Below are 16074 nucleotides of genomic sequence, written 5' to 3' on the forward strand. Positions count from 1 at the left end.
CTTCTTCACTTTCTACTACCTCTTCGCAAATTTTTATAAATTCAGATCGATCCATATTATAAGCTTTGATCTGTTTCTGCTTTTCAACAAGTCTCTCGGTCGGTAGCCCGTTATCGTTAATTTTATCACCTTGAACCTTAAATTACATTTTCCCTGCTGATATAACATTTTTGTAACCTATATAAAACAACCGGTTATGACTTTTTTATCTCAATTTGTTTAAAAGTTTATTCTATCCTCTAAAGGACTAAAAGGCTGAGCCGGTTTTAACAATTCCGGCGTTAATATAAATTTAGTTTTTTTCTCGATATTCGATAAAAAAGGTAAATGTAAGCTATGGGACTGCTCTATCACTGCATACTTATCCCATTCTGGATATTGCCTATTTAGATTTCCTATAGGATCAGCGGGACCATAAACCTCTATACTACCGAATTTATATTTTTTTAAAGGATATAATTCATTATCATAAAATGAACTCTTCGGATACTTATTTCGAACCGCTAAATTAGTATATATAAATTTGTTTTGTTCTTTATGAAAAATGAAAATATCTAAACAAGCTTTTTTGCATATATTATAAGCTCTCTCATAGGAAACAGTATAACCGAGTTGCTCAAATTGTGGTAATATTTGTTGCAGAAATATTTCGTCTTCATGCATAATACCGATATCTAAATCATCGTCAAAAGGAATTATGCCTTGATGTCTAACGGCTCCAAGCAGAGTGCCGCTGTCTATCCAATAATTAATATTATTCTTACCAAGTAGCTCATGAGTGTCTTTCATTAACTGATAAAGGGCAATAGCTTTTTTCTCGCTAATCCTGTATTTTTTTACTTGTTCATCACTTAAGGTTACATATCGCCAGTCATGTTCTAATATATAAGCATAAAAAAATATCCCGGCAAATATAATTAATATTAAACCTATAATATTTTTAAAGAATAATATTGACTTTAATTTTATCATCTTTCATCTCAAATTGTATTTCTTCTGCCGATGTGACGTTTTTTAAATCTTCTGCTAATTCTGCAGATAATACTATGCCGCTAACTTCAAGCAATTTTATTGGAGCTTTTATAGATAGATTCTGCTCAGCTTTGAATTTTCTGACGATATCTAGTATTTCAAGCAGCCCTTCTGCTCCTTTTGCATCGATTTCATAATTTAAGTCACTGTAATTAACCCAGCTACCTTTAACATGAATAGAATTTTCACTATATAATATTTGGTATAATTCTTCGGTAATATGCGGCATGAAAGGTGCAAATAGTTTCAGTAACGTTTGCATAACATGATATAAAGTTAATATGCTACTATATTGTCCTTGTGGATTTTTGTTTTCCTCATCATAGCTTCTTGTTTTGCTTATTTCTAAATAATTATCACAAAATACCACCCAAAAGAATTTTTCCGTCAGATGCATAGCATTTGCATATTCGTAGTTTTGTAACTCATTTGTAGCTAGCTTAACTAATTCCACTAGTTTATTAACCATCCATTTATCAAACTCGTTAGTGATTTTTTCTTTAATATCGAGTAAACTCACTTTTTTATCTTCACCTTTCAGTTTATCAAAATGTATAAAAACAAATTTAGCGGCATTCCATAGCTTGTTAACAAGCCTTTTGCCGTTTTTCATAACGTCTTCAGAATAGGCGGTATCAGCACCTAGCTTTGAATTTGCCGACCAATAACGTATCACGTCGGAACCATATTGTTCTAGCAGTTTTTCAGGAACTAAAACATTGCCCTTAGATTTTGACATTTTACTTCGATCTTCAGCTAAACACCAACCGCTTACCATGATGTTTTCCCACGGCAAAGTATTTTGGTGTAAATGAGCTTTTAAAATAGTATAGAACGCCCAAGTTCTGATAATTTCATGTGCTTGTGGTCTTAAATCCATCGGAAATAATTTATCGTGCCTATCTTTATTAACAGCGAAATCGTCAGAAATCCCATGAGTAGAAAGTTGAGGCGAAACGGAACTTGTTGCCCAAGTATCCATTACGTCATAATCAGGTTCTACTTCCTCTTTACTATAACCCATAGGTAAATCTTTTAACGGATCGATAGGCAGCTGCGTAACATCGGCATATAAGATTTTTCCTTCCTCACCTACTCTTTTAGAGTACCAAATAGGGAACGGCACACCAAAATAACGCTGCCTACTTATACACCAATCCCAACTAATGGCATTAATCCAATTCTCTAAACGAATCTTCATATTTTTAGGATGCCAATTTAACTCATTCGCTCTTTTGAGCAATTCTTCTTTATGTGATATAGTTTTAATGAACCATTGCGGTACAGTTAGTATCTCAAGAGGAGCACCTGACCTCTCGGCACATTTAACGGTATGAGTGATGTCTTCTTGTTTAATAAGCAACTCTTGTTCTTTTAAAATATCTATTATTTTTGTTCGAGCTTCTTTAATTTTCAATCCATCTATAGAAGTTTCATGTTGGAAGTCTATTGTACCTTTTTTAGTGATAATAGTTTTTAAAGGTAGATTATGCGTCTTCCACCAAGTAATATCCGTTTGATCACCAAACGGACAGCACATTACCAGCCCTGTACCTTTATCTTGTTGTACTAAAGGGTCAGCAAGCAGTGGAACTTGCTCATTAAAAAGTGGGGTTATAGCTGATTTACCTGCTAGATGCTTATAACGTCCATCGTCAGGGTGATAAAATACGGCTACGCAAGCCGGTAATAACTCAGGTCTGGTAGTGGCTATAGTAAGTGGGTCTCCTTGCTCGGTTTTAAACGTAATATAATTCATGAAAGAGATTTTTTCCTTATCCTCAATATCGGCTTGGGCAAGAGCTGTACCATCTACCGGATCCCATAAAATCGGTTGATTAGCACGATAAATTTCCCCTTTTTGTACTAAATCAAGAAAAGACATTTGTGATATTTTTCGTGATAACGGACTAATAGTTTGGTACTCTAAACTCCAATCAACCGATAAAGCTATTTGGTTAAATAGACTTCTAAACTTTTCTTCTTCACTTTCTACTACCTCTTCGCAAATTTTTATAAATTCAGATCGATCCATATTATAAGCTTTGATCTGTTTCTGCTTTTCAACAAGTCTCTCGGTCGGTAGCCCGTTATCGTCAAAACCCATAGGATAAAAGATATTTTTACCCATCATACGCTGAAAACGTACAATAAAGTCGGTTTGCGTATAGCTATAAACATGACCGATATGTAACTGCCCTGAAACTGTCGGAGGCGGAGTATCGATTACATAGGTTTCTTCTTTTGCAACGTTTGGATTATAAGCATAAATTTGTTTCTCTTGCCAAATTTGCTGCCACTTTTTTTCATTTTCGGTAAAATTATAATTTTTTGGAAATTCTTTCATAGATTTTGTAGTTGATTCAAGAATATTATTATAAAGGTTATATGTGATTATGACAATAGATGCTTTGCTTTGGGAGGATATGGATATTTAGGATTTGTGCAAGTGGTGCTTGCATGATTAATTACTTATTTACAATTGAGCGAACAAAAGTTTCTTGAAGACCTATAATTTTGGCAATAACAGGAATTTTAAAGTCCTGACTGAACATTTCCTTTGCTATAATTACTGCCTTATTATGTTCGCCCTCAGCTTTGCCTATCTCAATACCCTGCACCTTCCTTCATCTCTATATGTATCAGCGATAGTTTTCATAATAGTATCCTTATCTTGCGGTAATAGATGTGTATCCAATACTTCTACTAATTCCGGTTGTTTTTGTTTTGATAATTTTGCGTTAGTATACCATAAGAACGATCTTAGGTAAATATAACCTTTTTCTTTATCCAATATTTTAATATGCTTAAACTCTGTTAAAAACTTCTCCCATAGTTTTATCATATCCTGCATATGGATATGCTGTATCATATATTCTAGCATACCTAAATGTTTTTTCTTAACGATTTCATCATCTGTCATAGCTTGCAAATCTACTAATTGATAATCTTCCGCTATTAATTTCTTTGCCATCACACTATCAGTAAATAAACTCCACAGATTTCTTGGAGCATTATAAATTTCTTTACCGTTGTAAATAACTAAATTATAAACTAGCGGCAATTTATCCTTTCCTTGCTTATGTCTTTTACATAATAATAGTGTATATTTCCATAACCGCAAAGCCGTCCAATAATCAATTGTTGATTGGGCCTCTACTAATACATAAACAAATGCTTCTTCTTTATTATTGGTGCTAATTTTATATGTTATATTACTATATTTCTTATTTAAAGATTCCTCAATGTAGCTTTCTTGTTCTACCGTTATTTTTGATAAATCTACTAAACTCTTAAAATCATTGGGTAAATAATATTCCAAAAATTCTTGTGCTGCTACCGGGTCGTTCATTATTATTTTTACTAATGAATCATGTTTTAATTTTTTAGCCATAAAAATCTAGTAGCTTTATTTCGTGGCGTATTTTATCTTAAATTATCTATAATATCCATATTCATTTAAATTTAAAGTTTAATATGCTAATTCTAGACAAACTTTTACTTACTTTAAAATTAATGCGTGCAGATAAGCTGGTAGCTTATTTGCTGGTTTTTTTCCCTGCTTTATTTGGGTTACTGCTTGCAAACCCTTCAAGAACGGAATTAATACATTTATTACCGTTATTTATTTTAGGTAGTATAACAGCTAGAAGTAGCGGGTGTATTATTAACGATATATTTGATAGAAAATTTGATAAGCATGTCGCAAGGACTAAAGAGCGACCTTTAGCTAGCAAGGCTTTATCTGTTTCTTATGCTATTTTGATACTCTTTATTCTTAGCGTTATCTCACTTTGTATTTTGCTACTTTTAAACAAAACAGCCATATATACAGGTTTTTTTGCGGTAATAATGATTAGCCTATACCCGTTAATGAAACGTATTACTTATTTCCCGCAAATCTTTTTGGGATTTACCTTTAAGCTAGGGGCCTTAATAGCTTATGCGGCAGTTCAGGATACACTTGATATAGCAGCGATTATTATGTATTTAGCATGCTGTTTTTGGGCCATCGGTTATGATACGATTTACGGATATATGGATATAAAAGATGATAAGAAAATAGGAGTGAAATCGTTAAGTATATATTTAGAGAACAAGCATTCTAAGCTTTGGCTTTATATATGTTATATAGGTTTTATATTGTTATTTATTCTAGCAACAAAAATGGCTAACCATAATATCGACTATTTACCTATTTTAGCTGCTTTAATTTTACTGATATTGCAAGTAGCAACTCTTGATATTGAAAATCCTGTAAATTGTATGACAAGATTCAGAGCTAATAATTATATCGGATTAGTTTTGAGTATGGTGTTTTATTAAATTCTTTTCCTAATAACAGTCTTGTTAGGGATTAGATAATGTTCTTAATGTCATTCCTGCGAAAGCAGGAATCCATAAAAATAACATTAATATTGCTGTAAGTATTACATTTCTAGTCAAAAACATATAAGAATTTAATTTTTATATGTTTTACTGGATTCCTGCTTTCGCAGGAATGACATTGCCCCGTGCAACAACTCCTCTAACAGCCCATAAAGTTACCATCGATATTGCGGTTATATAAACCGCAATTGATAAAGAGTTGTCGGTTACATACCATAGCATTAGGCAGATTGATGGAGTAAGACGTCCGATTAATGAAGCACCTATACTACTGCCGATACCGACTAACATATATTTATCGGCAGTTTTAAATAAATCATTTAGCCAGCAGTTCAAAGGTGCCAAGAACCCGACACCGAGTATTATAATCCAAATACGTACAAAATTAACATACCATATAGATGCATTATTCAAGCAGAGCCATAAAGGAATTATGCTTAAACTCATTAAAATAAGAGTACCGTTTAGTATTTTAAGGTAATGTAGCTTTTTTGTTAGATGTCCTATTATCGGAATCATAATCATATCAAAAATCAGAAACTCAGTATTAAATTTCATCATTATTTCGAGTGATATATCAGTGATAAGCGGAATAAAACTATTCATAAAGACGAAAGGCACTATATAAGTCATATATGAGAAACCTATGGCAAAACTAATGCGTAAGATACTTAGTTTACAGTTCCAAATTGTAGTTAAGTCTTGTAATAGTGATGATACTACGTTATTGCGAGGAGAGGACCCAGGTGTCATACCGTGGCTTGACCACAGTATCCAAAAATTACGTAAAGTAATTTTATCTTTTTTATTGGATCCCGCGATCAAGCCGCGGGATGACAATGAGGGCTTTACTACAATATCCTCGCGCTTTCTTAAAAAATAACCTATCAGTGCTGTAAGTCCGCCAAATATGAAACATAAACGCCAATATGTATTATACTCTACATTTAAAACTATAGTACTGATAAATGAAGCAAGAATAATACCGACCATAGTAGATGTTTGATAAAGGTAAGAAGCTTTAAACGCTTTTTTTTCTTCTTTATTCTCTAAAATAAATAATTTAGCAATGGCACATTCACCCTCGGAATATACTCCTTGCAACGTTCTAAGCAACACTAATAATAGCGGTGCAAGCCAGCCTATTTGAGCATGTGAAGGTATTAAACCGATTAGGCTAGTTGTTAAAGCAACGCCGATTAAAGAGTAAGATAAAGCAAAAACACCGCCGTATTTTTTAGCAATTACGCCAAAAAAATAAGAGCCTATGGGACGTGTAAATAAAGACGCAGTAAGAACACTATAGGTAAGTATTAAAGCAACGACTTTATCATGATTCGGAAAAAAAATACCAGCAAGTAGCGGAGCAAGAAACCCATAAAGTGCAGTATCGAAATGATCCATCGCATTACCGATTAGGATCGAAAAATCCCTTTTACTTAATGAATTATTCATATATTAATAATTTAAAATTTATAATGGATTATACTCGATGAATTTGGAACATTGGTGACAATGTCTTTGTAAGTCCTCGGATGCTGAACGTTTAATATACGCTCCGCTCCTCGGCTTACAGACCGATTACTCTTTCCCAAGTTGATCTTCGTATAACAGCTCTTCATTTTGTAGGAGTATATAAGTATGTAATCTTCCTTGTAAATATTTTTTTAAGAGATATGATTATTAAGTTATAGCTTAAAGTAATTGTAATGAATGAATAATTTGAAACAAGGAAAGTTTATTACATTTGAGGGAGGGGAAGGGATAGGCAAATCTACTCAATCTCAAATGCTCTATGAATATTTACAATCTCAAAATACTCCCGTTATTTTAACTCGTGAAGTCGGTGGTACTATTGTAGCCGAAAAAATGCGTGAAATTCTAGTACATGAAGAATTACTACCCATGTCCGAGCTATTACAAGCTATGGCAGCACGTTATGATCATATGGCACGGAAAATTATACCAGCTCTACAAGAGGGACATATTGTAATATGTGATAGGTTTATTGACTCAACTGCATGTTATCAAGGATTAGAGCTAGAAAACGGCATAGATTTAGTTTATAATCTGCACAAAACTTTAATGCCTTCGCTTATGCCGGATATTACGTTTTTTATTGACGTAGAGCCGGATACTGCTATTAAGAGAGTCAATTCACGAAATATGAGCAATAAATTTGACATAAGAGGTATAGATTTTTATAAAAAAATCTATGATTGCTTTAAAGAATTAAGTAATAGATTTCCTGAGAGAATAAAAAAAATCAAAGCTTCAGAGTTAAGTCCACTTAAAGTACATGAGTTAATAAAAAAGCATTTATGAACAATACTTACTACATTACTACCCCTATATATTACGTTAACGATGTTCCCCATATCGGTCATGCTTATACTAGCGTTGCAAGTGACATAATCGCTCGTTTCATGCGACTTCGAGGTTTCGATGTAATGTTTTTAACAGGTACTGACGAACATGGGCAGAAAGTAGAAAAAGCAGCTATTAATAAAAATATTGACCCACAAAAATTTACCGATCAAACATCCAAGAGTTTTCGTCATCTGATGACTGCTATGCATATTTCCAATGATGATTTTATCAGAACAACGGAATACAGGCATAAAGAAGCTGTAGCTGTTTTTTGGCAGAAATTACTAGATAACGGCACTATTTATGAAGGTTTTTATGAAGGGTGGTATGCAGTGCGAGACGAGGCTTTTTTTGATGAGTCGGAACTTACGAGTGACGGTTTAGCACCGACGGGTGCTCCAGTTGAATGGGTTAAAGAGCCTAGCTATTTCTTTAATCTTTCAAAATGGCAGGATAAATTGCTTGAGTTTTATGAAGCAAACCCTGATTTTATCAGACCTATATCAAGGCGTAACGAAGTAATTAGCTTTGTTAAATCGGGTTTAAAAGATTTATCGGTGTCGCGTACTACTTTTAACTGGGGAATAAAAGTGCCAAATAATGAAAAACATGTAATTTATGTTTGGCTTGATGCACTGGCTAATTATATTTCAGCACTCGGTTATTTTGACGAACAAAGTAATTATGGTAAGTTTTGGCCGGCTGATTTACATGTAGTCGGTAAAGATATCTTGCGTTTTCATGCCGTCTATTGGCCTGCTTTCTTAATGGCTGCAGAAGTTCCGCTGCCGAAAACCATTATGGCTCATGGCTGGTGGACGAATGAGGGGCAGAAAATCTCTAAATCTCTTGGTAATACCATTGATCCAATTAAGTTAATTGATGAATTCGGTGTTGATCAAGTTAGGTATTTTCTGATGCGTGAAGTAACTTTTGGTGCAGACGGCAATTTTGCTCGTAGTAATTTAATTACCCGTATTAATAGCGAGTTGTCAAACAAAATAGGTAATTTATTACAGCGTACTACATCTTTTGTTTATAAGAATAATGACGCCAAAGTGCCTTTGCTTACGCAAGGTGTTATAGATAAAATATATGAGCTACCGATTTTAAAAACCGCAAGTAAATTTGTCGAGCAGAATATTTTATTGATGGACAAAACAGAGATTAATAAAATTCTTGAAAATATTATTAATTTGGCCGAAGAGGCAAATATCTATATTGATAGCAAAGCACCCTGGAATTTGAAAAAAACCGATCCAGATAAAACGCTAGAAGTGTTATACGCTTTACTAGAAGTTTTACGCTATATTGCGATAATGCTTCTGCCTTTTATACCGAGTTCAGCAAATAAAATGCTTGATCAGTTAGGGGTAAATAAAGAAGAACGTCTATTTAAGCATTTAATACGTGATTATACTTTAACAGCGGGTAGCAATATTTTAGAACCTACTATAATATTTCCAAAATTTGAATAGTGTGTCATACCGTGGCGAGACCGCAGTATGACACACCTACTAAGAGTATAATATGTTAATAGATTCACATTGTCATCTTAATTTATGTAGTAACTTGTCATCCCGCGACGCGATAGCGGGATCTAGTGAGGGTATTAAAACAACTAATATTAGTTGTTTTCTAGATACCGTAGTCAAACCATGGTATGACGCAGTGCTTTTAGATTCTGTCATTCAAAGAGCATTAGAAAATAATGTGCAGTATATGCAAACTATCTGCACTAAAATTGAAGATTTACCTATTATTTTAGAGATAGCTGAAAAATATGAAAATGTTTTTGCGAGTGTTGGGGTGCATCCGTGTGAAGTGAATTCTTTTATTAGTCATTGCGAAGCACTGCAAGTGCTGTGGCAATCTCAGGAAGCTTGGACAAGATTGCTACGTCAAGACTACGTCTTTCCGAACTCAGATGCTGAGGCAATTATTATGCTAACCCAGCATCCGAAAATTATTGGAATCGGTGAAACGGGGCTTGATTATTATCATCAGCCTTGCGATCAAAAATTACAAAAAGATTCATTTGTAGCACATATACATGCGGCGTCCAGTACACGCCTGCCTGTTATTGTTCATACAAGAGAAGCAGACGAAGATACTATTGACATTTTAACCTCAGAAATGCGTAACAGCAAATTTCCAGGTTTAATACATTGCTTTACCTCTTCAAAAAATCTAGCGGCAAAAATGCTAGATATCGGTTTATATATTTCAATGTCAGGGATTATAACTTTCAAGAATGCTACTGATTTACAAGAAATAGTCAAATATATACCGCTTGATAGGTTATTAATAGAAACCGACACTCCTTACTTAGCTCCTACGCCTATGCGAGGCAAACAAAACGAACCGGCATTTGTTAGGTATGTCGCTGAAAAAGTTGCCGAACTCAAAAATATAACATCAAAAGAAGTAGCAAATGTTACTACTCATAACTTCAAAACATTATTTTCTAAATTTGAAAAATATATAAATTATACTTTATAAAAACGTCAAGCTTGATAATTTAAAGTTGAAATTTTTAAAATAATATGTATATTTTATAGTATTTCAATTATTAGTATATTTGATATGGAATTTAATCGCAAAAATACCATCATTGGTTTTTTAAAAGCGCATGAAGATCAGAAATTTACCTCTTATGGCATAGCTGAATGGCTTGTAGAAAATCACATTGACTAAGCAAGGCTCAAAGCAAATGCAAGTACAAATAAGAGATTGTTAGAAGCAAAGACTCAAGAAGAAAAAGATAAGAAGATTATAGGAATTGATGCAGGTGAAATTAGCAGTAGTAAGCTTTCTGCTGAACGAAGACAAGAACCTAATATTAGAATAGAGCTAAAACCTAAGCTAAAGTTTTATTATTCGCAAAACCCTGATTACTATGTCAATAATAAACAAGCCACAGAACCTAAAATAAATGCAAATAAAGAAGATAAAATAACCGTAGTGCAAGTATGTGATGCACTTGCATTATATCTTCAAAACAAATTGAAGATTCATAATATGCCTATTAAGCATAATTTTTCTTCAAATAAACAAGGAACTCAAGGTAATAATAAATGGTTACCCCAGATTGGGTAGGTATGGAAGTGCTTAATGAAAAGTGGAGTTCACTAATTAAAGATTGTGCTAAATATTATGCAGGAAAACAAGCAAGGCTTTGGTATTTTGAAGCAAAAAAAATTATCAATCGTAGTAATTTACGAGAATCTTTTTTTCAGGCTTTATCAAATTCCTCATGGGCACATTATGGTTATTTAGTTGCTGCTGATTTAATTGAAAGTAGATAAAATGATACTAGGCCTGGTATAGGATTTATTTTAGTAGATATAGAAAATCCTGAAGATAGGGAAATATCAATTCCTGCTAGAGAAAGACCGGAAATAGATTGGAATATGGCTAATAGGTTAGCAGAGGAGAATAAAGATTTTGAAAATTATATAAATAATATTGATACATTCTATAAAAAACAGAAAGTAAATGATAGTACTTGGTTTAATATTAATGACCACGTAAATAAAATTCCTAAGCAAAATAAGAAGAAAAAATAAACATATTTATATATAGACCATTATTATCACGCATTTATAAAAATTTAAGCCGTGAATCCTAAAATTAATGTACTGAGAATTTTTAGTGTTAAACTAAATTTATATTAATTATTTTTAAATTTGTGGATAAATTATGATTAACTGTGATTTGAGTACTAATTATACATATTATATGTTAGAGGGGCTTAGAGTACAAATTGCTCCAATGCATTTAGGTATAAAAAGTCTAAAAGAAGCATATGAACATGCGTCATTAGAAGATAACGGTTTTGCAAGAATTATGCATGCTTATTTAACGTTTTGTGAACGCATGACTAAGAAAAAATATGAAAAACCCAAATTTAATATCCTTGAAACAATTATTGATGATAAAACCTATAACATTAATGAAAAAGTTATACTAAAAAAGTCTTTTTGTGAACTAAGGCATTTTCAGAAAATAGGTTTTAAAAAAGAATTACCTCAATTATCAATAGTAGCACCCATGGCGGGACATCACGCTACTTTACTTAGAACAACAGTACAAGAATTATTACCGTATACCGATATTTATATTACAGATTGGACGGAAGCCAGTTATGTACCGCTTGAAGCAGGGCATTTTGATATGGATTATTATATTGATTACGTAATAGAGTTTATCAATTTTATAGGACCGAATGTTCACACTATGGCAGTTTGCCAACCTACTGTTCCACTGCTTGCCGCCATTAGCTTAATGTCGGAGAGTAATAGTCCAAATGTGCCGAGTTCGATGATTTTGATGGGCGGCCCTATAGATGCTAGAAAAAATCCCACGGCAGTTAATGAATTCGCCCAAAGTAAAAGTTTAGAACGGTTCTACCAAATGGTTACAATGCAGGTGCCGCCAAACTATCCCGGACATGGTAGAAAAGTATATCCCGGCTTCCTCCAACTTGCCGGCTTTATTAGTTTAAACTTATTTCGTCATATAGATTCACATTTAGAATTATGGCAAAGTTTATTAAATTCTGACTATAAAAAAGCCGATCATACTATTAAATTTTATGATGAGTATTTAGTAGGTATGGATATGCCGGCAGAGTTTTACTTACAAACTATAGATGAAGTATTCTAACAATTTTCGTTAGCAAGAGGTAAATTAGTTTCTGAGAAGCGTCCGATCGATTTAAAACATATTACTAAATGTGCTTTACTCGGTATTGAAGGGGAATTAGATGATATTGCAGCGGTAGGGCAAACAAAAGTTGCTTTAAAACTTTGTTCAAATATACCTAAATCAATACAAAGATACCATTTACAAAAAGGGGCAGGGTATTACGGGGTATTTAGTGGAAGTAAATTTAAACAGTTTATAGTGCCTATTATCAAAGATTTTATCTATGATTTTGATAAAACTAATTTCAAGCAATCTAAACTTAAGGCACTATAAAAATAGTCATTACGAGCGGGCATTGCCTGTGTGGATTGTTTTTTCCGTCATTGCAAGGAAATTACGTAAGTAATTGACGCAGCAATTCAGTAAAAAATGCTGATTTACAGCATTTTTTTGTTATTTTTTTTGGATTGTCACGTTCCTTTCAGTCGCTCGCAATGACGGGGTGGTATCCACGCAACAATGCCTTGCTGGAATGATATCGCAGCCATACAACAAGATCATAATTCAAGTAGAAGTGTGGTAATCTAATATTCAACTCTTATTAGTTTTTTGAATTTCTTGTTGTTGCTGTTGTTTGTATTCTGCCGCTTTTTCTTCGATGTAATTAAAAAAGAAATAAGTAAAAGTTAAAAAACCAGTCAAAATAATACCAAATGTTATTAGTATTGCTTTAAGTTGCTTTCGTGAATCTTCTGCTTTTAACCTTTTCTCTTCTTCATCTATGTCTTCATCATTTTTGACTTCAGATATTATTCTTTGTTCTTCTGTAGTATTTTCCATGTTGTAACTCAACTAAAATGAACCGCTTTATTACTAAGTTGTTCCTATAACTTACAGATTTTTGAAGTTTATAAGATTAGCTATATTTGAATGATGAGGTTTAAACTCACAAAAATAGGATATATAAGCAATAATGCTATGTCAATAGCCTTGAATATTAGCGGTGTTCAACCAAGGTTATACATATTATTATAATTTGAGTCTCCTAATATTGAAGTATTTAAAGTGTCGGAGTAAGCAGCTGATAATATAGCATCATCAAAAGTGATATTAAGCTGTCCTATATAGTCTTGAATAAAATTGTTAACAGTAGATTCAAAGCTTGTTTTATAGTATATGAATAAACAAGCTGTGTACATTCTGTATTTCCTAATTTACTTCCAATCAATGTTAATAACATAGAGTTATATTCATCTTGGGGGTTACGATTAATTATTTCGTAAGTTTTAGCAAGAATATAACAAGCTTCGTTATTTCCCTTCATAGTTTCTAATTTTATTTCTTCAGAAGATAAAATATTATTTAGAAAAGCTTTTTCATATGTTTCATAATTCGGTGATGAATCAGATTTTCTGTTAAAAAGAGCAGTAAATAGGATTTTAGCTTTCTCTAGATCATTCATTTTTGATTTATCGGCAACCAAAAGACCGTTCATAGTATCGATAATTATGACATTGTCAAGACCTACTACGGTAGTTAATTTATTATTAGAACTAATGAAAGAGTTTGTAGTATTGCTTGTTACTACGTTTCCCTCGTAATAATTATCGTTTATATTCCGGTGTTTTACCTGTAATAAGGAATGCCAAGTACCCAAGATCGTTCCAAGCAAAATCGGCTTTTATTATGACCATTCCCGAAATATATTCCATTATGGCATTGTCTATAGAAATTGCTGCGATTTCATTATAAGCTTCATTGTCTATTGCCAAACTATTCTCATTTTTTACGGTAGTATTCAATGCTTTTTCTGCAATACAGAATAAATCAGGTTGAAGGTTCATTGCTAAGTTTAAGAATAAGTTAACATCGTATACACAAATTCCTGAATTCCAAAAATATTCATTACTTTGAAAATGTTTGCTTGCTCTAATATAGGTTTTTCAATGAAATGATCAACTAGATAAACATTTTCTGCAATTGATAATCCTGTGTTTATATAGCCATACTCGGCATTTATAACATTTATAGGAATACCTATAGTGCAAATGCCGAATTCATTAACATAATGTAAAGCTTTATTTATAGTATTAAGATAATTTATATCATCCGCTATATGATAGTCTGAAGGTAGTAACACTACAATATCAAATCCTTGTGCTTTAGCCGATAATGCCGTAATAATGGCACAAACGGCAGTATTTTTTTGTAAAGGCTCGGTAATTAATGCTATTTCTACATCTATTTCTGTTGCTTGTTCTTTAGTGATTGATTCATGTTTTTTGGAAGTAATAATAGTAGGTTGTCCTAAAAATTTATTTCGGTTTAATGTTTGCTGAAGTAAAGTTAGATTACTCAATATTTTTTAAAACTGTTTCGGTTTATCCTTAGATGACAAAGGCCATAGTCTTTTACCGTTACCTCCTGCCATAATCACCGGCTTTATTAGACTCCTTGCATAACCTCCTTCTAAAGGTAATTTGTATACCTTTGATACTTCAAGATTTGGTACATTAAATTTCGGGATTTGCCTGTGCTCACGTATTTTTATACGCTGTGCAGGCTCATCACTTATTTGACTCCCAACTTTTGAAGTATCTGCGATATACGTCGATCCAATACTCGCATCCTCACGTACCTTTTTGTATGCTGCGGTGCTGCGTTTCGTGTCTCCTTTAAACTCCTCTTTATAAGATAGGTTATGCAAGGAGTCTACTTTCATATATTTTACAACTATTTGTTGAATAAATAATAAAGAGCTTTATAAATAGTTTTGAAAAATATGTCAAGTAAATTAACTATATTGGCAAGTTTTACAATAAAAAGTACTTCTGCCTGAATGCTTTGTCTTGATAATAGTGCTAGAGCAGCTTAAACAACTTTGTCCCTCTCTACCGTAAACCGTAAGTTGCTGAGTAAAATAACCAGGTTTGTTATCGCCGTTTACAAAATCTTTAAGAGTAGTACCGCCGGCAGTTATAGCTTTAGTTAACACATCTCTAATCGATTTAATTAAATTTTCTATTTCATCATCCCTTAAATCGCTACCTGATTTATCCGGATGAATTCTAGCTAAATGAAGACTTTCGGAAGCATAGATATTACCGACTCCGACTATAACTCTATTATCCATAATCAAGTTTTTTATTGGTATTTTTTTAGTTTGTAGCTTATCTTTTAGATATTCTAACGTCAATAAATCAGAAAAAGGCTCTATGCCTAAATCATTAAAAAATTCTTTTTCTAAGAAATCAGTCTTAAAACTATAAATCATACCGAATCGTCTAGTATCGTTGAAAATTAACTTTTCGCCGTTACTTAAATCAAAAATCACATGATCGTGTTTTTGAGTTTTATAATTAGCAGATTGCAGAGTAAATCTACCGCTCATGCCTAGATGAACTATTAAAGAATAATCATTATTAAAATCTATAATTAAATATTTTGCACGACGCCTAACATCCAGTATATTAGTATTTAAGATTTCTGTAGCTAAAAGCGGGGATAGCTTATAACGTAAATTATCTCTTTTTAACTCTACATTTTCTATAATAAGTCCGATTAGCTTATCTTTTAGAGAGTTTTTAAGAGTTTCTACTTCAGGAAGTTCCGGCATTTGATACTACTATTTAT

14 protein-coding genes and 3 pseudogenes are annotated in these 16074 nt (G+C 32.7%); 8 read left to right on the plus strand and 9 right to left on the minus strand.

Features of this window, described 5'->3' with window-relative positions; genetic code table 11:
- Positions 1-219: 219 nt before the first annotated feature.
- From O6R16_RS00480 to O6R16_RS00490, 3 genes and pseudogenes are all read right to left on the minus strand, one after another.
- Entirely contained in the window at positions 220-972 is a 753-nt protein-coding gene (locus tag O6R16_RS00480; RefSeq protein WP_499679552.1) for a LicD family protein, read from the minus strand.
- The gene (locus tag O6R16_RS00485; protein ID WP_499679553.1) at positions 941-3379 is read right to left on the minus strand and encodes a valine--tRNA ligase; all 2439 of its coding nucleotides are present in this window, start codon (positions 3377-3379) and stop codon (positions 941-943) included. The genes O6R16_RS00480 and O6R16_RS00485 overlap by 32 nt, the downstream gene beginning before the upstream one ends.
- A gap of 121 nt (positions 3380-3500) precedes the next feature.
- Positions 3501-4426, minus strand: a pseudogene (locus O6R16_RS00490) (Rpn family recombination-promoting nuclease/putative transposase).
- Between the two features lie 83 nt (positions 4427-4509).
- Here O6R16_RS00490 and ubiA point away from each other — a divergent pair.
- On the plus strand, positions 4510-5358 hold the full coding sequence (ubiA, locus tag O6R16_RS00495) for a 4-hydroxybenzoate octaprenyltransferase (RefSeq protein WP_499679554.1): 849 nt from the start codon (positions 4510-4512) through the stop codon (positions 5356-5358).
- A 150-nt stretch (positions 5359-5508) separates the two neighbouring features.
- Here the strand turns inward: ubiA and O6R16_RS00500 are convergent, their stop codons facing one another.
- Positions 5509-6876 (minus strand): MFS transporter, encoded by a 1368-nt coding sequence (locus O6R16_RS00500; RefSeq protein ID WP_499679555.1) that lies wholly within the window; start codon positions 6874-6876, stop codon positions 5509-5511.
- 258 nt (positions 6877-7134) lie between these two features.
- Between O6R16_RS00500 and tmk the strand changes: the two genes are divergently transcribed.
- The 7 genes and pseudogenes from tmk (at position 7135) to phaZ (ending at position 12774) form a co-directional block, all read left to right on the plus strand.
- Positions 7135-7746 (plus strand): dTMP kinase, encoded by a 612-nt coding sequence (gene tmk, locus O6R16_RS00505; protein WP_499679556.1) that lies wholly within the window; start codon positions 7135-7137, stop codon positions 7744-7746.
- Positions 7743-9269: a methionine--tRNA ligase gene (metG, locus tag O6R16_RS00510; RefSeq protein ID WP_499679557.1), complete on the plus strand. Its 1527-nt coding sequence runs from the start codon at positions 7743-7745 to the stop codon at positions 9267-9269. The genes tmk and metG overlap by 4 nt, the downstream gene beginning before the upstream one ends.
- 52 nt (positions 9270-9321) lie before the next feature.
- Entirely contained in the window at positions 9322-10293 is a 972-nt protein-coding gene (locus O6R16_RS00515; RefSeq protein ID WP_499679558.1) for a TatD family hydrolase, read from the plus strand.
- 231 nt (positions 10294-10524) lie between these two features.
- Positions 10525-10890, plus strand: a complete 366-nt coding sequence (locus O6R16_RS00520) for a hypothetical protein (RefSeq protein WP_499679559.1) — start codon at positions 10525-10527, stop codon at positions 10888-10890.
- Positions 10869-11099: a hypothetical protein gene (locus tag O6R16_RS00525; protein ID WP_499679560.1), complete on the plus strand. Its 231-nt coding sequence runs from the start codon at positions 10869-10871 to the stop codon at positions 11097-11099. The genes O6R16_RS00520 and O6R16_RS00525 overlap by 22 nt, the downstream gene beginning before the upstream one ends.
- A gap of 105 nt (positions 11100-11204) precedes the next feature.
- Positions 11205-11360 (plus strand): hypothetical protein, encoded by a 156-nt coding sequence (locus O6R16_RS00530; RefSeq protein WP_187145883.1) that lies wholly within the window; start codon positions 11205-11207, stop codon positions 11358-11360.
- Positions 11361-11493: 133 nt separating this feature from the next.
- Positions 11494-12774 (plus strand): annotated as a pseudogene (gene phaZ / locus O6R16_RS00535) (polyhydroxyalkanoate depolymerase).
- Positions 12775-13032: 258 nt separating this feature from the next.
- Here phaZ and O6R16_RS00540 read toward each other — a convergent pair.
- From O6R16_RS00540 to mutM, 5 genes and pseudogenes are all read right to left on the minus strand, one after another.
- Positions 13033-13281 carry an RP671a family tick cell line-upregulated protein gene (locus O6R16_RS00540; protein WP_499679561.1) on the minus strand — a complete coding sequence of 83 codons (249 nt, stop codon included), beginning with the start codon at positions 13279-13281 and terminating at the stop codon, positions 13033-13035.
- A gap of 280 nt (positions 13282-13561) precedes the next feature.
- The gene (locus O6R16_RS00545; protein WP_499679562.1) at positions 13562-14098 is read right to left on the minus strand and encodes a hypothetical protein; all 537 of its coding nucleotides are present in this window, start codon (positions 14096-14098) and stop codon (positions 13562-13564) included.
- Complete coding sequence (locus O6R16_RS00550; RefSeq protein WP_499679563.1) at positions 14046-14285, minus strand: mannose-1-phosphate guanylyltransferase; 240 nt, start codon at positions 14283-14285, stop codon at positions 14046-14048. Before O6R16_RS00550 ends, O6R16_RS00545 begins: the two co-directional genes overlap by 53 nt.
- 8 nt (positions 14286-14293) lie before the next feature.
- Positions 14294-15163 (minus strand): annotated as a pseudogene (locus O6R16_RS00555) (sugar phosphate nucleotidyltransferase).
- Positions 15164-15235: 72 nt separating this feature from the next.
- Positions 15236-16057 carry a bifunctional DNA-formamidopyrimidine glycosylase/DNA-(apurinic or apyrimidinic site) lyase gene (gene mutM, locus O6R16_RS00560; RefSeq protein ID WP_499679564.1) on the minus strand — a complete coding sequence of 274 codons (822 nt, stop codon included), beginning with the start codon at positions 16055-16057 and terminating at the stop codon, positions 15236-15238.
- Positions 16058-16074: the final 17 nt, after the last annotated feature.

It is taken from the genome of Candidatus Rickettsia tasmaniensis, from assembly GCF_036857515.1.
GTDB lineage: Bacteria > Pseudomonadota > Alphaproteobacteria > Rickettsiales > Rickettsiaceae > Rickettsia > Rickettsia rickettsii.